The sequence below is a fragment of the Cellulomonas wangleii genome, assembly GCF_018388445.1.
GTDB lineage: Bacteria > Actinomycetota > Actinomycetes > Actinomycetales > Cellulomonadaceae > Cellulomonas > Cellulomonas wangleii.
Genome location: NZ_CP074405.1, coordinates 2,318,200 through 2,336,236, shown reverse-complemented (window position 1 = coordinate 2,336,236; position 18,037 = coordinate 2,318,200). Strand labels below are relative to the sequence as shown.

The following is an 18,037-nucleotide window of genomic DNA, read 5'->3' as shown; positions in this document are numbered from 1 at the left end:
CGTCGTGGCGGACGAGGACGCACGATCCGGCGCCGCGCCACCCAGGCCGTGTGCAGGCTGCATCGGTAGGGTGCGCGCATGGGTCTCTTCTCCCGACGACGGTCGGCACGCGCGGAGTCGTCGACGGACGTGCCGGCCGGCCGCAGCGCACGCGCCGAGACCCTCGCGTACCTGCGCGAGTTCGTCGCGACGCGCGTCGGGGTCGAGGCGTACGTCGAGCCGCGGACCAACGTCACGCCCACGACGCTCATGCTCGTGGCGACCGACGGGGAGTGGACGCGCCGCAAGGTGCCCGACGAGCGGACGGCCGCCGCGCTCGCACGTGACCTGCAGATCCCGGTCTACGACGTCCAGCGGACCGGGTACCCGCAGCGGGTCCGGGACTGGAACTCCCGGCAGCGCATCGAGCGCCGACGCCGCGCCACCGAGCTCGGCTGACGCAGCCGCCCGCCGGGGGTCGAGGGCTGCGGCCCGCCGTGCGGGTCGGACCGCAGCGCCCCGGCCGTCGGTCAGGAGGCGCGCTGCTCCAGCAGCCGCAGCAGCGTGCGGACACCCACGCCGGTCCCGCCGACGGGGGTGTAGCCGAACGGGGTGCGCTCGTTGAACGCCGGGCCGGCCACGTCGAGGTGCGCCCACGGGGTCGTCCCGACGAACTCCTGCAGGAAGATCCCGGCCGTCAGCATGCCGCCGAACCGGTCCCCGATGTTCGCCAGGTCCGCGACCTTCGACTTCAGGCCCGCGCGCAGGTCGGCCGGCAGCGGCATCGGCCAGAACTGCTCGCCCGCGCCGTGCGCGGCGTCGACCAGCTCGGCGCGCGCCTCGTCCGTGCCCATCACCGCGGACACGCGGTGGCCGAGGGCGACCATCTGCGCACCGGTGAGCGTGGCGATGTCGACGACGAGGTCGGGCTTCTCCTCGACCGCCGCCACCAGGCCGTCGGCCATCACGAGCCGGCCCTCGGCATCGGTGTTGAGGACCTCGACGGTCTTGCCGCCACGGATCGTCACGACGTCCGAGGGACGCTGGGCCGTGCCCGACGGCATGTTCTCGGCCAGGCAGAGCCAGCCGGTGACCGCCACCGGCAGGCCCAGGCGCGCGGCCGCGACGACCGTGTGCAGCACGGCGGCCGCACCGGCCATGTCGGACTTCATCGCCTCCATGCCGGCCGCGGGCTTGATCGAGATGCCGCCGGAGTCGAACGTGATGCCCTTGCCGACCAGGGCGACGTGACCCGACGCCTTGGACGGGGAGTACGCGACCTTGACGAGCCGCGGCGGACGCGCCGAGCCCTGCCCGACGCCGACCAGGCCGCCGTAGCCGCCGGCGGCGAGCGCCTTCTCGTCGAGGACCGTGATCTTGAGCGACCGGGTGCCGGCCGCCTTGACCGCCGCCTTGGCGAGGTCCGCGAACGCGGCGGGGTACAGGTCGTTGGGAGCCGTGTTGACCAGGTCGCGCGTGCCGTGGACGGCCTCCGCGAGCACCTCGGCCCGCGCCAGCGCGGCCTTGGCCGCCTTGTCCTTCACCACGGGCGTGACGAGCTCGATGCGCCCGACCGGGGCGTCCTGCGCGTGGTAGCGGGCGAACCCGTAGGCGCCGAGCAGGGCGCCCTCGGCCACGGCGGCCACCGCGTCGGCATCCTGCGCGGGCAGCGCGAGCGCCACCGAGTCCAGGCCGGTGAGCTCGCGGGTCGCGGCACCGGCCGCGCGGCGCAGCAGCTCCGCACCCGCCGGCGTGCCGGCGTCGGTCGGGCCGTCGCCCAGGCCGGTCACGACCAGCATGGCCGCGCGCAGCCCGGTGCCGGGGAGCCGGCGCACCTCGTCGACCGCTCCGGTGATGCCGAGGCGTGCACCGTCCTGCGTGATCTGGCGCGTCAGCTCGGCGGGGAGCCAGTCGGCGGCGACGGGGACGACGGACGTGCCCTGGGCCTGGACACCCACGACGACGGCGTCGACGTCGAGCTCGGCGGGGGAGGAGGAGGTCAGCGAGATCACGTACCCGATGGTAGCCGCGCCCGGACCGGGTCCCGGCGGACGTGCGGCCCGGTCGGCGGTGCGCGGTAGGTTGTGGCACCGTGTTCCTCCCTCTCGCGCTGCTCGTCGCCGCCCTCTGCCTCGCACTGGCCGGATGGGCCGGGTGGTTCGTCGTGGCCGACCGTCCGGTCGTCCTGCGGCAGCTCTGGGGCGGCGCCGTCGTCGAGGGTGTGCTGGTGCTGCAGGGCGTCGTCCTCGCGGTCGTGCAGGCGACGGGTGACCAGGACGTCGACGGCGTGCTGCTGTGGGGCTACGTCGTGACGCAGCTGGTCGTGGTTCCCGTGGCCGCCGCCTGGGCGTTCGCCGAGCGCACCCGGTGGAGCTCGGTCGTCCTGCTCGTCGCCGTGCTGACGGTCGCGTTCCTCGAGCTGCGTCTGCTGCAGATCTGGGCGGCCTGACGTGACCGGGTCGGGCCGCACCGCACCGGGTGCCACGCCGTCGCACCGCGCGACCGGGACCGGCGGCGGGCGACTGCTCGTCGCGGTCTACGGCGTGCTCGCGATCGCGGCGACGGCGCGCGGCCTCTACCAGGTCGGCACCAAGCTCGACGAGGCGCCCGTCGCGTACGTGCTGTCGCTGGCCGCCGGCATCGTCTACGTCGTGGCGACCGTCGCGCTGGCGCGCGACCGGCGGGCCACCGCCTGGGTCGCGGTCGTGTTCGAGCTGGTCGGCGTGCTCACCGTGGGGACGCTGTCCGTGGTCGACGTCGGCGACTTCCCGGACGAGACGGTCTGGTCGCGGTTCGGCGCGGGGTACGGCTACGTCCCGCTGGTGCTGCCGTTCGTCGGGCTGTGGTGGCTGCGGCGCACCGGGGACCGCGGCGCCGCCGTGGACGGCCGGACCCCGAGCGACCCGCCGGCCGTAGGGTGATCGGCGTGTACCGGCTCCTGTTCGACCTGGTCTTCCGTCGCATGGACCCCGAGCGGGCGCACGAGCTGGCGTTCGCGCTGATCGGCGCCGTGGGGCGGGTGCCGGGGCTGCGGTCCCTCGTGTCGCGGGCACTGCGGGTGCCCCGCGGCGGCGCGGGCGCCGTGCGCGTCTGGGGACGCACCCTGCCCGGCCGGTTCGGCCTGGCGGCGGGCTTCGACAAGAACGCCCGCGCGGTCGAGGGCCTGGCGATGCTCGGCTACTCCTTCGTGGAGATCGGCACCGTCACCGCGGAGCCGCAGCCCGGCAACGAGAAGCCGCGACTGTGGCGGGTCCTCGACCAGCGAGCGCTGCGCAACCGCATGGGCTTCAACAACGAGGGGTCGGCAGCGGTCGCCGCACGGCTGCGCCGGCTGCGGGCCACACCGCACGGCCGCTCGCTCGTCGTCGGGGTCAACATCGGCAAGACGAAGGTGACCCCGGCGGCCGAGGCGCCCGCCGACTACGCGACCAGCGCCGGACGCCTGGCCCCGTACGCCGACTACCTCGTGGTCAACGTGTCGTCGCCCAACACCCCGGGCCTGCGCGACCTGCAGGCCGTCGAGTCGCTACGGCCCGTGCTCACCGCGACGCGCGTCGCCGCCGACGAGGCGACCGCGCGGGCCGGGCGCCCCGTCGTCCCCGTGCTGGTGAAGATCGCGCCGGACCTGTCCGACGCCGACGTCGACGCGGTCGCCGAGCTGGTGGCCGAGCTCGGCCTGGACGGTGTCGTCGCGGTCAACACCACCGTCGGGCACACCCTCGGCCCGGGCGGGCTCTCCGGTCCGCCGCTGCTCGCCCGTGGGCTCGACGTCGTCGCACGGCTGCGCACGCGGCTGGGCGAGGAGGCCGTCATCATCGGCGTCGGGGGCATCGCCTCGCCCGCCGACGCGCGCGAGTACCTGGCGGTGGGGGCCACGCTCGTGCAGGCCTACACGGCGTTCGTCTACGAGGGACCGGCCTTCCCCGCGCGCGTCTCGCGCGCGCTCGCGGACGACGCCCGCCGCGGAGGTGCGCGGTGAGCCTGGTACGCGCCCGCTGGCAGTGGCGGCTCGAGGACGCGGGTGGCCTGGCCGTCGACCGGCCCGGCAGCCCGGTGTTCCTCGCGCGGTTCGAGGCGGAGCAGTGGCTGGGCGAGCACTGGCGCGCCCTGGCCGGTCAGGGTGTCCGTCGCGTCGTGCTGCAGCTCGGTGAGGACGACGTGCCGCCGGTCATCGAGCTGCCCGCCGGCTGACGGTCACACCAGCGTCGGCTGACCCCCCGCCACGCGCGCCGACGTCCGGGTGCCCAGGGCCGCCCAGGCCGCGGCCAGGCCGTCGACCGCCCGGCGCAGGGTGGCGGCGTCCTGCGAGAACGGCACGCGCAGGCGGTCCTCGAAGGTGCCGTCCACGCCGAACGCCGGACCGGGCGCGACGCGCACGCCGTGGCCGTGGGCCAGTGCGGCGAGCGTCGTCGACACCGGGGCCCCCAGGTCGACCCACGTGGACAGCCCGCCGTGCGGGACCGCCACCTGCCAGTCGGGCAGGTCACGCGCGAGCATGCCCAGCAGGGCGTCGCGCTGGGCGCGGACCGTCGCGCGCCGCTCGGCGAGGATCTCGTCGGCCCGGTCCAGCAGTCGCAGGGTCACCAGCTGGTCGAGCACCGACGTGCAGAGGTCCACGTGCGCACGGCGCTGTCCCAGTGCGGCGACCACGTCCGGGTGCGCCCTGACCCACCCGACCCGCAGACCACCCCAGAACGACTTCGACGCGGATCCCACGCACACGACGTACCGGTCGGCACCCCCGCCGCCCGCGAACGGGGCGGGGTCCGCGCCGTCGAGCGTGAGGTCCGTGAGCGTCTCGTCGCCGACCACCACCGTCCGGGTACGGCGGGCCAGGTCGCGCACGTGCTCACGGTCCTGGTCCGGCAGCGACGTGCCCGTCGGGTTGTGGTGGTCGGGGACCAGGTAGACGAGGCGTGGCGAGGCCTGGCGCAGGGTGGAGGCGAGCAGGTCCAGGTCGGTGCCCTGCGTCGTCACGGGCACGGGGACGGGACGTGCGCCGACGGCCCGGACCGCGTCGACCGCGTGCGGGTAGGTGGGGTGCTCGACCACGACCCGGTCGCCGGTGCCCGCGAACGTGCCGGCGAGCAGGTGGATCGCCTGCTGACCGCCCGTGGTGACCAGGACCTGGTCCGGGGTGGTGCGCACGCCGCGGCGCGTGTACCGCTCCGCGATCGCGGCCCGCAGGTCGGGCAGGCCGAGCGGCAGGTACCCGGCCCGGGCGGTGTACCGGGGCAGGGCGTCGAGTGCGGCCGCGCACGCGGCCGCGAGCTGCGGGGGCGCGGGCGGGGCCGCGGCGGACAGGTCGACGAGCTCGTCGTCCACGGTGCCCAGACGGGCCGGAGCCCGGTCGCCCGCGTGGTCCGGCAGCGTCGTGACCGTGCCGGACCCGCGCCGGCTGACGAGGAAGCCCTCGTCGCGCAGCAGGTCGTAGGCCGCCGTGACGGTGGTCCGCGACACCCCGAGCGCCTCGGCCACCTCCCGCTCGCCGGGCAGCCGTGTGGCCAGCGGCAGCGTCCCGGAGCGGGTCAGGCCGCGCAGCGCGTCGGCGAGCGCCTGGTAGGCCGGGCCGTGGTGGTGCCACGAGCCGAGGAGGGTGCGCAGGCGGGCGCCGTTCACGCGGCGGTCGGCCGTCGGGGGCATGTGGCCACTCTTGCCGAAGTGGCACTGGAGGACAAGGCCACCGGCACGCCACGGTAGGGGCCATGTCGCTCCCGGTCGTGCTCCTGGCGTCGCTCGCCGCCGTCGCGCTCGGCGCCCTCCTCGTGCGCACCGTGCGCCGCGACGGCCTGGGGCACCGACCGCCGCCGCCGTCGCGGCACGACGACACCGCGGCACCTGGGCGGACGCTGCCCTGAGCGGTCCGCCGGACGGTAGCCTGCGGCCAGGTCGACGAGGGTGCCGGAGGAGGACGATGTACGCGGTCGGTGCGGTGGTGGACGGCTTCGAGCTGACCGGCTCGGGGGAGTGGGTGCGGCTCTCGCCGACGGCCGGCTCGCCCTACCGCCTCGGTGACGTCGTGGACGGGCACATGCTCGACGCGGACCTCACGTGGGTGGCGCTGCGGCGCGATCCCTCACCGCCGTACGCCGCGGGCGACGTGGTCGACGAGCACGTCCTCACGCCGGACGGCGAGTGGGTGCCGCTCGCGGAGCGGGTGCGCGCCCGTGCCGCCTCCGCGTCGGCACGGCGGGGTGCCGGACGCCCGGCGACCGGCGCCGGTGCCGGACCGTCCACCGCGGAGCGGACCACGTCGGAGCGCCCCACCCCGGAGCGGTCGGCGGCCGAGCGGTCCGCGCAGCGGGCGACCGAGCGCCGGCTCGCCACGGAGCGCGCCGCCGCGGAGCGCCGCGCGGTCGCCCACGAGGCGTCCGCGGACCGGCGGGCGGTCGAGCACCGGGCGGCCGACGCCCGGGACGCGGCGAGCCGTGCCGCCGAGCGCACGGCGGCGCAGGCCGCGGCGTCCGCGCCGGCGCAGCGCACCTACCGGGTCGGCGACGTGGTCAACGGGCACGTGCTGCTGCCGGACCACCGCTGGGTGCCGGTGCCCACCGGCTCGGGCCTGCCCTCGTCGGTGCAGCGCCACGGCGGGCAGCCGACCGAGCGGCAGCCCTCGGCTCGCCCCTCGTCCGCCACGGCGGGCGACCCGGCGGCGCCCCGCCGCAGCGGGGTGCCGCCCGTGGTGCCGCTGGCCGTCCTCGGCTTCGTCGTGCTCCAGGTGGTCCGGGCCTGCGGCTGACGGCCCGGCCCGGCCCGTCAGGCCGGGCGCTGCCCGTGCTTGACGAGCGGCTTCGGCAGCCGCGACGGACGCACCTGGAACGCACGGAGGACCGCGTACATGGTCAGACCGCGCGGGAGCTTGTCCTCGCCGAACTTCGCGACGAGGCGCTTCTTCAGCCCGCGCCACATCAGCCAGGCGTCGACCATCGACGCGATGATGTAGACGTACAGCAGCAGCAGCGTCGCGAAGGCGACCACGGGCGCGTTGCGCGCGGTGACGAACTGCAGGACCAGGAACACCGCCGCGAGCGGCAGGAAGAACTCGCCGAGGTTCCAGCGCGAGTCCACGCTGTCGCGCACGTAGCGGCGCACCGGTCCGCGGTCTCGCAGGGGCATGTGCCGCTCGTCGCCCGTGCGCATGGCCTGGTACTCCAGGTCGCGCAGCGCCCGGTTCCGGGCACGCGCCTCGCGTGCGGCGGCCCGGCGGTCCGTCGGGACGAGGGGTCGCTTGTTGCGCGCCTCCGCCTCCTTGCGCTTGGGCGTGGGGCGGCCCTTGCCCGTGGGCTCCGGCTGCGGCGGCTCGTCGACGAGGGGCGCGTCGACCGTCGGCGGGGGGTCCTGCTTGCGTCCGAACACCCTCCCAGGGTAGTCGAGTAGCGTCGGACGACGTGACCACCATCGACCCCGTCCCCACCCCGACCGACGACCGCGTCGCCGTGCTCCGGGCGCGCGTCGCCGAGCAGTTCGCCGGCGTCCGCGCGGACCTCGAGGCCCTCGTGCGCATCCCGAGCGTCTCGAACACCGAGTTCGACCGGGCGCACGTCGAGGCCTCCGCCGCCGCTGTCGCCCAGCTGCTCTCCGACGCGGGCATGCCCGAGGTCCAGGTGCTGCGCGTCACGGGCGCCGACGGCACGCCGGGGGCCCCCGCGGTGGTGGCGCGCCGACCGGCCCCGGACGGCGCCCCGACCGTGCTGCTCTACGCCCATCACGACGTGCAGCCGCCCGGTGACGACCGCCACTGGTCGTCCGCGCCCTTCGAGCCCACCCAGCGCGGCGAGCGCCTGTACGGCCGCGGCGCGGCGGACGACAAGGCGGGCGTCGTGGCCCACGTCGGTGCGCTGCGCGCACTCGGTGACGAGCTCGGCGTCGGCGTGACGGTCTTCGTCGAGGGCGAGGAGGAGATCGGCTCCCCGACGTTCGTCGACTTCCTGCACACCTACCGTGACCTGCTCGCCGCGGACGTCATGGTCGTGGCGGACTCCTCCAACTGGAAGGTGGGCGTGCCCGGCCTGACCACGTCCCTGCGGGGTCTGGTCGACCTGGTCGTCGACGTCGAGGTGCTGTCCCACGCGGTCCACTCCGGCATGTTCGGCGGCCCGGTGCTCGACGCCCCGACGCTGCTGGCCCGCCTGATCGCGACCCTGCACGACGAGCACGGGGACGTCGCGGTCGCGGGACTGGTCCACGCCGACGACCCGACGGTCGACTACGACGAGGCCGAGCTGCGCGCCGACGCGGGCGTGCTGCCCGGCGTCCGGCTGGCCGGCACCGGCCCGCTGACCGCGCGGCTGTGGACGCGGCCGGCCATCGGCGTCATCGGACTGGACGCCCCGCGCGTCGCGTCCGCCTCGAACACCATCACGCCGCGCGCGTCCGCGATGATCTCGGTCCGGCTCGCACCGGGGCAGGACCCCGCCGCGGCCATGGCGGCCATGCGCGAGCACCTCCTGGCGCACGCGCCGTTCGGTGCGCGGGTCACCGTGCACGAGGGGGAGCAGGGGAGGCCGTTCCGGTCCCCGGCCGACTCCGCGGGCATGCAGGCCGCCCGGTGGGCGATGCGCACCGCGTGGGGCACGGCGCCGGTCGACATCGGCGTCGGCGGGTCCATCCCGTTCATCAGCGACCTGCTCGACGTCTACCCCGACGCGACCATCCTCGTGACGGGCGTCGAGGACCCCGACTCGCGTGCGCACGGTGCCGACGAGTCGGTGCACCTGGGCGAGCTCGAGCGGGTCGTCCTCGCCGAGGCGCTCCTGCTGGAGGTGCTCGCACCGACGGCATGACCTCCGCACGCCGGCCCGCCCGCCGCGGCGGCGGGCCGGCGGCTCAGCGGTGGGCGACGTCGACGGCGCGCGCCCAGGCGGCGACGTCCTCGGGCAGTGCAGGGCTCTCGCGCAGCCCGGCGTCGATGGCGGCGATCACGTCGGCCGGCGCGATGCGGTCACCCGCGCGTGACAGGAAGCGCCCGGCGACCCAGCCGCGGGCCACGAGAAGCCCGTCGCGCTCGACCACCTGCTCCAGGTAGACCACGCGGCCGTCCCACCCGAGAAGGCGCGTCGTCACCGTGAAGCGCTGCCCGAGGGTCAGCGAGCGGCGGTACTTCACGGTCGACGCGGCGACGACCGGGTACCACCCGCGGGCCGACAGCCGGCCGAAGGCGCCGAGGTCGGCCAGGTAGTTCGACCGGCCCAGGTCCATGTACTGCAGGTACACCCCGTTGTTCACGTGGCGGTACAGGTCCAGGTCGCCCGGGCGCACGCGCAGGCGCGTGACGGACGGGGCGAGCGGGTCGAAGCCGGGCAGGGCGCGCCGGGGGCGCAGGGTGGCGAGCGTCAGCTGCAGCATCCGGGACACGGCGCCGAGGCTACCGGCGGGTACGCGTGCTGTGTCTCAGGGCGCCACGGCGGGGTGGCCGCGACGACCGGGAAGCCGGCCGACCGGCCGGCGTCAGTGGCCGGGCAGCGCCAGCATCTGGTCGAGGGCCGCACGCGCCCACCGCGCGTCCTGCTCGCCGACGACGATGCGGTGCGGGACGCGTCCGGCGACCAGCTCCTCGAGCGTCCACACCAGGTGCGGCAGGTCGATCCGGTTCATGGTGGAGCAGAAGCAGACCGTCGAGTCGAGGTAGTGCACCGAGAGCTCGGGGTGCTGCCGCGCCAGCCGACGCACCAGGTTGAGCTCGGTGCCGATCGCCCACGACGAGCCGGGCTCGGCGGCGTCGAGGGTCTTGATGATGTACTCGGTCGAGCCGACCATGTCGGCCGCCGTGACGACCTCGTGCGTGCACTCGGGGTGGACGAGCACGGTGACGCCGGGGACGGCGGCACGCACGTCCGCGACGTTGCGCGCCGAGAAGCGGCCGTGCACCGAGCAGTGGCCGCGCCACAGGATCATCCGGGCGTCGCGCAGCTGCTCGGCCGTCAGGCCTCCGCCCGGCCGCCGCGGGTCGTAGACCACGCAGTCGTCGAGCGACAGGCCGAGCTGCGTGACGGCCGTGTTGCGCCCCAGGTGCTGGTCGGGCATGAAGAGGACCTTGCCGCGCCCCGCCAGGCCACCCACCCGGTCGAACGCCCAGCGCAGCGCCACGTGCGCGTTGGAGGACGTGCACACCGTCCCGCCGTGGCGGCCGGTGAACGCCTTGATGGCCGCGGTCGAGTTCATGTACGTCACGGGCACCGTGTCCTGCGCGACCCCCGCGTCGACGAGCACGTCCCACGCGTCCTCGACCTGGTCGACGGCCGCCATGTCCGCCATCGAGCAGCCCGCCGCCAGGTCCGGCAGCACGACCTGCTGGGTGTCGGACGTCAGGATGTCCGCGGACTCCGCCATGAAGTGCACGCCGCAGAAGACGACGAACTCGGCGTCGGGGCGCGCGGCCGCCTCGCGTGCGAGCTTGAAGGAGTCACCGGTGACGTCCGCGAACGCGATGACCTCGTCGCGCTGGTAGTGGTGCCCGAGCACGAAGGCGCGGTCGCCGAGTGCTGCCCGGGCGACGCGCGCCCGTTCGACCAGTCCGGGGTCACCGGGCTCGGGCAGCGCGCCGACGCACTCCACACCGCGCTCGGAGGACAGGTCGACGCCGCGCCCCAGCAGCAGCAGGGCGGACGCCGCGGGCTCGGTGAACGTGCCGGTGGGGGTGCTCACGGCGGCATGATCGCACAGGGGTCCCCGCCACCCGCGGACGCGCCCGGCCCGTGGCACGGTCCGGGGCAGGGGCCGGCACGTGCCACCATCGGGGCGTGCGCGTCCTCATGGCCCCCGACGGGTTCGGCACCCACCTCACGCCCGCCGAGGCGGCCGCCGCGCTGCGCGCCGGCTGGTCCGACGGCGCACCGCACGACGCGGTCGACGTCTGTCCCCTGGCGGACGGCGGGCCGGGGTTCGTCGCCACGCTGCACGCCACGCTCGGTGGCGACCTCGTGCCGGTGACGGTGGGCTCGCCGGTGGGCGAGCCCGCGCCCGCGGCGATGCTGCGCGTCGGCACGACGGTCCACCTGGAGTCGGCGCACGCGGTGGGCCTGGGGCTGGTGCCGGTCGGGCGGCGCGACCCCACACGGACCACGAGCCGGGGGGCCGGGGAGCTGGTCGCGGCCGCACTGCCCGGGGCACGTCGGGTCGTGATCGGCCTGGGCGGGTCCGCCACCAACGACGCGGGCGCCGGCCTGCTGCTCGCCCTGGCGCAGGCCCTGCTGCCGCCCGGCACCGTCGACGAGGACGTCGCCGCCCGGTTGGGCGGCGGGGGTGGCGCCCTCGGTGGGCTGCACGCCGACGACCTGCGGTGGCTGCCCGCCCTGCGGACCGCGCTCGCGGGCGTCGACCTGCTCGCCGCCGTCGACGTGGACGTGCCGCTGCTCGGCCTGACCGGCGCCTCGGCGGGCTTCTCGGAGCAGAAGGGCGCCACCGCCGAGCAGGCCCAGGACCTGGAGCGTGCTCTCGGCTCGTTCGCGCACGCCGCCACGACGGCCCTGGGAGCCGTTCGCACCGGCCCGGGCGCCGACCTGCTCGGCGCGTCAGACGTCCGTCCCGCCCGCCCGGCCGCGCTGCCCGGGGCCGGTGCCGCCGGTGGGCTCGGCTTCGCCCTGGCGCTGCTGGGCGCGCGCCTGCTGCCCGGGGCGCGCCTCGTCGCGGACGCCGTGGACCTGCCTGCGCGCATCGCCGCGCACGACCTGGTGGTCACCGGCGAGGGGCGCACCGACTGGCAGTCGCTGCACGGCAAGGTCGTGGCCGAGGTCGCCGCGCGGGCGCTCCCGCTCGCGGTACCCACCGTGGTGGTGTCCGGGGAGGTGCTCGTCGGTCGACGCGAGCTCTCGGCCGCGGGCGTGACTGCCGCGTACCCGGTGGCCGAGGGCCCGGACGCAGTCCGCGTCGCGCTCGCGGACCCTGCGGGCACGCTGCGTGCACGGACGGCCCGCGTCGCGCGCACGTGGTCGCCGGCGCGTGGCGCGTAGGCTGGTCGGGAACAACGGACCGGCCGACGGTGTTGGCGTCGTCGAGGAACGTTCTGGCGAACCCGGGAGTGACATGAGCGAGACCACCGAGACCACGACGCACGGCGTCCAGCTCACCGACGTGGCGGCCGACAAGGTGCGCAGCCTGCTCGAGCAGGAGGGTCGCGACGACCTGCGGCTGCGTGTCGCCGTGCAGCCCGGGGGCTGCTCCGGCCTGATCTACCAGCTCTACTTCGACGAGCGCCTGCTCGACGGCGACGCGACCCGCGACTACGACGGCGTCGAGGTCGTCGTGGACCGCATGAGCGTGCCGTACCTCGAGGGCGCGACGATCGACTTCGCCGACACGATCGAGAAGCAGGGCTTCACGATCGACAACCCGAACGCGGGCAGCGCCTGCGCGTGCGGCGGCTCCTTCAGCTGACACCGGGACCCCGTCGCACCGGGCCCGCACCCGTCAGGGGTGCGGGCCCGGTGCGCGTCCGGGGTCCCGTGCGGGACGGGTCCCCGCGCCGGTGCCGTGCGGGTCGGGCCGTCCTGCCGGGCGGGCCTGCCGTCAGGCGCCGAGTGACGCGCGCACGGCGGCGACCGCACCGGGCAGCACGTCGCAGAACCGCCGCACCGCGTCCGTGGTGACGTCCGCCGGCAGCGACAGCCGCACGTTGCCCTGCGTGAGCGCCCCCATCGCCGCCAGCACGTGGCTGGGCTCCAGCGAGCTCGACGTGCACGCCGAGCCCGAGCCCACGCCGAGGCCCGCGCGGTCGAGGGCGTCGACGATCGCCTCGCCCTCGACGTAGAGGCAGGAGAACGTGACGACGTGGGGGAGACGGTCCACGGGGTCACCGACCACCTGGACGTCCGGCACCGTCGCCGCGACGCGACGGCGGACCTCGTCCACGAGGGCGCGTCGGTGCGCGTCGGCGCGGTCGCGGTCCGCCGCCGCCTCCTGCAGCGCGACGGCGGCCGCCAGCGCCAGGGGCACCGGGACCCCGCCGGGCGACCACCGGTCGTCGTCCTCGGGCCAGTCCGGGCTGCGGCGCACGCCGGTGCGCGTGACCGTGACCCCCAGGGGCGGACCGCCCCAGTCGCCGGCGTCGGCGACGAGGACGTCCCCGCCGGCGGGCGGCGCCAGGTGCCCCGTGCTCGCTCCGACGTCGACGACGAGGGGCACGCCGGTGCCGCGCAGCGCGGCGTGCACCGCCTCGACGGGCTGGCACGTCCCGACCTCTCCGTTGGCGTGCTGCAGGACGGTCAGCGCCGTGCCCGCCGTGCGGGCCAGGGTGACGAGCTCGTCGGCGTCCACCCGTCCCAGCCGGTCGACGCCCACGGGCTGCACGCGCCCGCCACCGCGTGCCGCGGCGAGCTCGGCGGCGTGCTGGATCGCGGCGCGCTCGACGGTCGGCACCACCACGTCCGCGCCGACCCGCCGCCGTCCCCGAGCGACCCCGAGCACGGCGTTGTGCAGGGCGAGCGTGTGGCTGGGCAGCAGGTCGACCTCGTCGGGGCGGGCGCCGAGCTCCGCGGCGAGCGCCTCGCGCGCCCCGTCGAGCAGGAGGCGGGCGCGCCGCCCCTCGGCGTACAGCCGTCGCGGGTCCGCCCAGCCCTGGTCGAACGCCTCCAGCAGCGCGGTGCGCGCGCCCGGCCGCAGCGGGGCGTGGCCCGCGACGTCCAGCACGGCCCGCGCGGGGGCTGCGGCAGGCCGGGCGACGTCCGGGACCGTGCTCGCGGACGCCGGGCCGGTCGCTGCGGTGCGCGTCGCCGCAGGGGGCAGGGGATCGGTCACCCCGGCACGCTAACGCGCGGAGCCCTTGCCCCTGCCCTCACCGCTGTCGCCGCTGTCGCCGCCGAGCGCGCGAGCGCTCGTGACGGGCACGCACGTGCGGCCGGGCCGGGGTGTGACGGTGCTGACACCATGTCGTCAACCGTGCGCCGCGGCACGTGAGCGCCGCCACGGCGCGCTACGCTGACCCGGTCGAGGACGAAGGTCCCACACGGCTGCCTGCACATGGCGGGATGCCGTCCGGTGGGACGCGAGTGGAAGGTTCCCCGTGCACCCGGTTCCCCCCCGCCGTACCCGGCGCGTGTCCGTCGCCGTGCTGGCCACGGCGCTCGTGCTCGCGCTCAGCGGCTGCTCCGAGACGGTCCAGCGTGGCTGGCTCCCCGGCTTCTCCGACCAGGAGGTCACCGACCAGACCGGTCGCGTGGTCTCGCTGTGGGTCGGGTCGTGGATCGCCGCCCTGGCCGTCGGCGCCATCACCTGGGGCCTGATCCTGTGGTGCGTCGCGGTCTACCGGAAGCGCAAGGACGACGACACGCTGCCGGTCCAGCTCCGGTACCACGTGCCGCTCGAGATCATGTACATCCTGCTGCCGGTGGTCATGGTGGGCGTGCTCTTCTACCACACCAACGAGGACACGCTGGCGATGCAGGACACCTCGGCGGAGCCCGACGTGCGCATCCAGGCGATCGGCAAGCAGTGGAGCTGGGACTTCAACTACCTCGACGACGAGGTGTACGAGACCGGGCAGCAGGCGATCGACATCGGCACCGAGCCGGCCGCGCTGGACGAGCAGGTGACGCTCTACCTCCCGGTCGACCAGCGGGTCGAGTTCACGCTGGACTCGCGGGACGTCATCCACTCCTTCTGGATCCCCGACTTCCTCTACAAGCTCGACATGATCCCGGGGCACACCAACACGTTCCAGGTGACCCCGACACGTGAGGGCGTCTACCGCGGCAAGTGCGCGGAGCTGTGCGGCGAGGAGCACTCCTCGATGCTGTTCAACGTGGCCGTGGTCTCGCAGGACGAGTACGACGCCCACATGGAGGAGCTGCGCGAGCGCGGCCAGACCGGAGCCCTCGGCCTGGAGTACAGCCGGCTGCAGGACCTGAACGACGTGGCAAAGGACGAGCACTGATGGCGGCGAGCACCGAGGTCATCCCTGGCCTGTCCCCCCGGCGGCAGTCGCTCGGGCGGACCGTGGTCAAGTGGATCACCTCCACGGACCACAAGACGATCGGGTACCTGTACCTGATCACCTCGTTCATCTGGTTCGCGGTCGGCGGCATCCTCGCGCTGCTCATCCGCGCCGAGCTGTTCCAGCCGGGCATGGACCTGTTCCAGTCCAAGGAGCAGTACAACCAGGCGTTCACGATGCACGGCACGATCATGCTGCTGCTGTTCGCGACCCCGCTGTTCGCGGGCTTCGCCAACATCATCATGCCGCTGCAGATCGGTGCGCCGGACGTCGCGTTCCCGCGGCTCAACATGTTCGCGTACTGGCTCTACCTGTTCGGTGGGCTCATCGCCGCCGCCGGCTTCCTCACCCCGCAGGGTGCGGCGTCGTTCGGGTGGTTCGCGTACGCACCGCTGTCGAACCAGATGTACTCACCGGGTGTCGGGGGAGACCTCTGGGTCTTCGGCCTGGCGCTGACCGGCTTCGGCACCATCCTCGGTGCCGTCAACTTCATCACGACGGTCGTCACGATGCGCGCGCCGGGCATGACCATGTTCCGGATGCCGATCTTCACCTGGAACATCCTGGTGACGTCGCTGCTCGTCCTCATGGCGTTCCCGCCGCTCGCAGCCGCGCTGTTCGCGCTGGGCGCCGACCGGCGCCTGGGCGCCCAGGTCTTCAACCCGGACAACGGCGGTGCGCTGCTCTGGCAGCACCTGTTCTGGTTCTTCGGCCACCCCGAGGTCTACATCATCGCCCTGCCGTTCTTCGGCATCGTGTCCGAGATCCTGCCGGTGTTCAGCCGCAAGCCGATCTTCGGCTACAAGGGCCTGATCTACGCCACGATCGCGATCGCGGCGCTGTCCGTGACGGTGTGGGCGCACCACATGTACGTCACCGGGGCCGTCCTGCTGCCGTTCTTCGCGTTCATGACGATGCTGATCGCGGTGCCGACCGGTGTGAAGTTCTTCAACTGGATCGGCACGATGTGGCGGGGCAAGCTCACCTTCGAGACACCCATGCTGTGGTCCATCGGCTTCCTGGTGACCTTCCTCTTCGGTGGGCTGACCGGCGTCATCCTGTCCAGCCCGGCGCTCGACTTCCACCTGTCCGACACGTACTTCGTGGTCGCGCACTTCCACTACGTCGTCTTCGGCACCGTCGTGTTCGCGATGTTCGCCGGCTTCTACTTCTGGTGGCCGAAGTTCACCGGCCGCATGCTCGACGAGCGGCTGGGCAAGATCCACTTCTGGGTGCTGTTCGTCGGGTTCCACATGACGTTCCTCGTCCAGCACTGGCTCGGCGTGATCGGGATGCCGCGGCGGTACGCGGACTACTCCCCGGCGGACGGGTTCACCTGGATGAACCAGCTCTCCACCGTGGGGTCGGCGATCCTCGCGGCGTCGACGCTGCCCTTCCTCTGGAACGTCTACGTGACGTGGCGCAACGCGCCCAAGGTGACGGTCGACGACCCGTGGGGCTACGGCGGCTCGCTCGAGTGGGCGACCAGCTGCCCGCCGCCGCGGCACAACTTCACCTCGCTGCCGCGCATCCGCTCGGAGCGCCCGGCGTTCGACCTGCACCACCCCGAGGTCGCCGCGATGGACCACGTCGAGCCGGAGGACCCGGGCCCCCTCGACTGGGCGCCGCAGCGCACCGGCGAGCGGGAGCTGGCCGAGGAGCGCATGACCCGGGACACCGGTGAGCAGCGCCAGTCGACGGCGACGGTCGTCGAGGACGACATCGAGGACGTGCGTGCGCGTCGCGAGGAGGACGAGCGGTGAAGATCGAGGCGAAGCTCTTCCTCTACGGGATCCTCTTCTTCATCCCCGTCGGCCTGATCTACGGGTTCTGGAGCGGCGGCGAGGCGGTCGGCACGGTCGGCATCCCGCTCGTGGGTGGCCTGGTCGGCATGATCGGCGGCTACTTCGCGCTGCTGGCCCGTCGGATCGACCCCCGCCCGGAGGACGACGAGCTCGGCGAGATCGAGCAGGGCGCCGGCAACCAGGGCACGTTCAGCCCGTGGAGCTGGTGGCCGCTCGTCGTCGCGCTGGGTGGCTCGGTCGCGTTCCTGGCCATGGCCATCGGCTGGTGGCTCATGGTCCCCGCAGCCGTCCTGGGCGTCATCGGGCTCGTGGGGTGGATGTTCGAGTACTCCCGCGGTCAGCACGCGCACTGACGCACAGCACTCCACGACGGCCCGTCACCCTCGAGGTGGCGGGCCGTCGTCGTCCACCTGGGCCCACACGGGGACGGAGATCGAGCAGTACGTCGACACCGACGATCCCCGCTCCAGGCTGTGGCGGGCATCGGGGGAGACGAGCTCGCTCCTCCTCAGTCCGCTGCGGAGTGGCGGGACGACGAGCTCGTCATCCTCTGAGCCGGCGAGCTCTGAGATCGTCGGCCGGCGCTCCCGACCGTCGGGGACACACAGCGGCCGCCCACCCCGAGGGGTGAGCGGCCGCTGTGGTGCGTCAGGGCGTCAGGCGGGGACGATCAGCCCGGCCGTCTGGGTGCGCGCGCGCGTGAAGCGCTCTGCGGCGTCCGCCCAGTTGACGATGTTCCACCAGGCCTTGATGTAGTCCGCCTTGACGTTGACGTAGTCGAGGTAGAAGGCGTGCTCCCACATGTCGAGCACGACGATCGGCACGAGGCCGAGCGGGTAGTTGCTCTGCTGGTCGTACAGCTGGAAGATCGCGAGCTTCTGGCCCACCGAGTCCCAGCCGAGGATCGACCAGCCGGATCCCTGGATGCCCGCGGCGTTCGCGGCGAAGTGCTTCTGGAACGCCTCGAACGACCCGAAGAACTCGTCGATCGCGGCGGCCAGCTCGCCGACGGGCTTGTCGCCGCCGTCGGGGGAGAGGTTCTCCCAGAAGACCGAGTGGTTGACGTGCCCACCGAGGTTGAACGCGAGGTTCTTCTCGTGCAGGTTCACCGCGGCGAAGTCGCCCGCCTCGCGCGCGGCAGCGAGCTTCTCGAGCGCCGTGTTGGCGCCCGTGACGTACGCGGCGTGGTGCTTGTCGTGGTGCAGCTCCATGATCCTGCCGGAGATGTGCGGCTCGAGCGCCGCGTAGTCGTACGGCAGATCCGGGAGCGTGTAGTCAGCCATCTCGTACCTCTCCTGCGTCGGGTGGCGGTGTTCAGCATCCGCCC

General features: G+C 74.4%; 20 protein-coding genes. 13 read left to right on the top strand and 7 right to left on the bottom strand.

Annotated features, from left to right (window positions below; translation table 11 throughout):
• Positions 1-78: 78 nt before the first annotated feature.
• Entirely contained in the window at positions 79-438 is a 360-nt protein-coding gene (locus KG103_RS10765; protein WP_207341134.1) for an oxidoreductase, read from the top strand.
• 71 nt (positions 439-509) lie between these two features.
• Here the strand turns inward: KG103_RS10765 and KG103_RS10760 are convergent, their stop codons facing one another.
• A complete protein-coding gene (locus KG103_RS10760; protein WP_207341135.1) occupies positions 510-1,991 on the bottom strand; it encodes a leucyl aminopeptidase in 1,482 nt (493 codons plus the stop codon).
• A gap of 80 nt (positions 1,992-2,071) precedes the next feature.
• On the opposite strand from KG103_RS10760, the gene KG103_RS10755 reads away from it, so the two are divergent.
• Genes KG103_RS10755 through KG103_RS10740 form a run of 4 tightly spaced genes read left to right on the top strand, consistent with a single transcriptional unit; the run spans position 2,072 to position 4,170 of the window.
• Positions 2,072-2,428 (top strand): hypothetical protein, encoded by a 357-nt coding sequence (locus KG103_RS10755; RefSeq protein ID WP_207341136.1) that lies wholly within the window; start codon positions 2,072-2,074, stop codon positions 2,426-2,428.
• A gap of 1 nt (position 2,429) precedes the next feature.
• Complete coding sequence (locus KG103_RS10750; RefSeq protein WP_207341137.1) at positions 2,430-2,900, top strand: hypothetical protein; 471 nt, start codon at positions 2,430-2,432, stop codon at positions 2,898-2,900.
• A gap of 5 nt (positions 2,901-2,905) precedes the next feature.
• Entirely contained in the window at positions 2,906-3,958 is a 1,053-nt protein-coding gene (locus KG103_RS10745; RefSeq protein ID WP_207341138.1) for a quinone-dependent dihydroorotate dehydrogenase, read from the top strand.
• Complete coding sequence (locus tag KG103_RS10740; protein WP_249670547.1) at positions 3,955-4,170, top strand: hypothetical protein; 216 nt, start codon at positions 3,955-3,957, stop codon at positions 4,168-4,170. Before KG103_RS10745 ends, KG103_RS10740 begins: the two co-directional genes overlap by 4 nt.
• A 3-nt stretch (positions 4,171-4,173) precedes the next feature.
• Here KG103_RS10740 and yczR read toward each other — a convergent pair whose 3' ends face one another.
• Positions 4,174-5,622, bottom strand: coding sequence for a MocR-like transcription factor YczR (gene yczR, locus KG103_RS10735; protein ID WP_207341139.1), 1,449 nt, complete (start codon positions 5,620-5,622; stop codon positions 4,174-4,176).
• 62 nt (positions 5,623-5,684) lie between these two features.
• Between yczR and KG103_RS10730 the strand changes: the two genes are divergently transcribed.
• Both KG103_RS10730 and KG103_RS10725 read left to right on the top strand, forming a co-directional pair.
• Positions 5,685-5,837 (top strand): hypothetical protein, encoded by a 153-nt coding sequence (locus KG103_RS10730; protein ID WP_207341140.1) that lies wholly within the window; start codon positions 5,685-5,687, stop codon positions 5,835-5,837.
• Positions 5,838-5,893: 56 nt separating this feature from the next.
• The gene (locus tag KG103_RS10725) at positions 5,894-6,718 is read left to right on the top strand and encodes a hypothetical protein (RefSeq protein WP_207341141.1); all 825 of its coding nucleotides are present in this window, start codon (positions 5,894-5,896) and stop codon (positions 6,716-6,718) included.
• A 17-nt stretch (positions 6,719-6,735) separates the two neighbouring features.
• Here the strand turns inward: KG103_RS10725 and KG103_RS10720 are convergent, their stop codons facing one another.
• Complete coding sequence (locus tag KG103_RS10720) at positions 6,736-7,335, bottom strand: DUF3043 domain-containing protein (protein ID WP_207341142.1); 600 nt, start codon at positions 7,333-7,335, stop codon at positions 6,736-6,738.
• Positions 7,336-7,367: 32 nt separating this feature from the next.
• Between KG103_RS10720 and KG103_RS10715 the strand changes: the two genes are divergently transcribed.
• A complete protein-coding gene (locus KG103_RS10715) occupies positions 7,368-8,762 on the top strand; it encodes a dipeptidase (protein WP_207341143.1) in 1,395 nt (464 codons plus the stop codon).
• Between the two features lie 43 nt (positions 8,763-8,805).
• Here the strand turns inward: KG103_RS10715 and KG103_RS10710 are convergent, their stop codons facing one another.
• Positions 8,806-9,324 (bottom strand): acyl-CoA thioesterase, encoded by a 519-nt coding sequence (locus tag KG103_RS10710; RefSeq protein ID WP_207341272.1) that lies wholly within the window; start codon positions 9,322-9,324, stop codon positions 8,806-8,808.
• 102 nt (positions 9,325-9,426) lie between these two features.
• Positions 9,427-10,623 (bottom strand): quinolinate synthase NadA, encoded by a 1,197-nt coding sequence (nadA, locus tag KG103_RS10705; RefSeq protein WP_207341144.1) that lies wholly within the window; start codon positions 10,621-10,623, stop codon positions 9,427-9,429.
• Between the two features lie 95 nt (positions 10,624-10,718).
• On the opposite strand from nadA, the gene KG103_RS10700 reads away from it, so the two are divergent.
• Both KG103_RS10700 and erpA read left to right on the top strand, forming a co-directional pair.
• A complete protein-coding gene (locus tag KG103_RS10700; protein WP_307860941.1) occupies positions 10,719-11,927 on the top strand; it encodes a glycerate kinase family protein in 1,209 nt (402 codons plus the stop codon).
• Between the two features lie 73 nt (positions 11,928-12,000).
• Positions 12,001-12,351, top strand: a complete 351-nt coding sequence (gene erpA, locus KG103_RS10695) for an iron-sulfur cluster insertion protein ErpA (RefSeq protein ID WP_089799476.1) — start codon at positions 12,001-12,003, stop codon at positions 12,349-12,351.
• Positions 12,352-12,483: 132 nt separating this feature from the next.
• Here the strand turns inward: erpA and KG103_RS10690 are convergent, their stop codons facing one another.
• On the bottom strand, positions 12,484-13,602 hold the full coding sequence (locus tag KG103_RS10690; RefSeq protein ID WP_207341274.1) for a cysteine desulfurase family protein: 1,119 nt from the start codon (positions 13,600-13,602) through the stop codon (positions 12,484-12,486).
• Between the two features lie 373 nt (positions 13,603-13,975).
• On the opposite strand from KG103_RS10690, the gene ctaC reads away from it, so the two are divergent.
• Genes ctaC through KG103_RS10675 form a run of 3 tightly spaced genes read left to right on the top strand, consistent with a single transcriptional unit; the run spans position 13,976 to position 17,063 of the window.
• Positions 13,976-14,845: an aa3-type cytochrome oxidase subunit II gene (ctaC, locus tag KG103_RS10685; protein WP_207341145.1), complete on the top strand. Its 870-nt coding sequence runs from the start codon at positions 13,976-13,978 to the stop codon at positions 14,843-14,845.
• Positions 14,845-16,668 carry an aa3-type cytochrome oxidase subunit I gene (gene ctaD / locus KG103_RS10680; RefSeq protein WP_207341146.1) on the top strand — a complete coding sequence of 608 codons (1,824 nt, stop codon included), beginning with the start codon at positions 14,845-14,847 and terminating at the stop codon, positions 16,666-16,668. Before ctaC ends, ctaD begins: the two co-directional genes overlap by 1 nt.
• Positions 16,665-17,063, top strand: a complete 399-nt coding sequence (locus tag KG103_RS10675; RefSeq protein WP_207341147.1) for a cytochrome c oxidase subunit 4 — start codon at positions 16,665-16,667, stop codon at positions 17,061-17,063. Before ctaD ends, KG103_RS10675 begins: the two co-directional genes overlap by 4 nt.
• 303 nt (positions 17,064-17,366) lie before the next feature.
• Here the strand turns inward: KG103_RS10675 and KG103_RS10670 are convergent, their stop codons facing one another.
• Positions 17,367-17,993, bottom strand: coding sequence for a superoxide dismutase (locus tag KG103_RS10670; protein ID WP_207341148.1), 627 nt, complete (start codon positions 17,991-17,993; stop codon positions 17,367-17,369).
• Positions 17,994-18,037 lie beyond the last annotated feature (44 nt).